1 pseudogene is annotated in these 723 nt (G+C 70.1%); it reads left to right on the top strand.

Annotated features, from left to right (window positions below):
* Positions 1-62 precede the first annotated feature (62 nt).
* Positions 63-723, top strand: a pseudogene (locus tag ABFX50_RS50885) (IS5 family transposase); the annotation flags it as partial.

Here is a 723-nt window from a genome sequence, read left to right as displayed (position 1 = left end):
CTAACAGAATGATCTCCGGTGTGCTTTGATCTCTCGCTGTAGCGGTCGTGAGAGGAGTACGGGTGGCGCGGGCGAAGCCGTGGGAGGTCAGCGACGAGCTGTGGGCGGTGATCGAGCCGTTGCTGCCCCAGCGGCAGCGGCGGTTCCGGCATCCGGGACGTAAGCGGCTGGATGATCGGCTGGCGTTGCAGGGCATCTTGTTCGTGCTGCACACCGGGATCGCTTGGGAGCATCTGCCGCAAGAGCTGGGCTACGGCTCGGGCATGACGTGCTGGCGGCGGCTGGCCGAGTGGAACGAGGCCGGGGTGTGGCAGCGTCTGCACGAGGTGCTGCTCGATCGGCTGCGCGCGGCCGACGCGCTCGACTTCTCCCGCGCTGTAGCGGACTCCTCGCAGATCAGGGCGTTAAAAGGGGGCCGCAGACCGGGCCGTCCCCGGTCGATCGAGGACGGGCCGGCACCAAGCACCACCTGATCACCGAGGCCACCGGCATCCCGCTTGCCGTGATCGTGACCGGCGCCAACCGCAACGACGTCACCCAGCTTCGTCCGCTGCTGGACGCCGTTCCCAGGGTGCGCGGCAAGCGCGGCCGCCCCCGCCAGCGCCCCGACGTCGTGCTCGCCGACCGGGGCTACGACCACGACAAGTACCGCCGCCTGGTGCGCGAGCTGCAGATCCGCCCGCTGATCGCCCGCCGCGGCACCGAACACGGCTCCGGCCTGGG

It is taken from the genome of Nonomuraea recticatena (genome assembly GCF_039533245.1).
GTDB lineage: Bacteria > Actinomycetota > Actinomycetes > Streptosporangiales > Streptosporangiaceae > Nonomuraea > Nonomuraea roseola.
The sequence above is the reverse complement of the archived record's forward strand: the minus strand, read 5'-3'. Positions and strand labels throughout refer to the sequence as shown.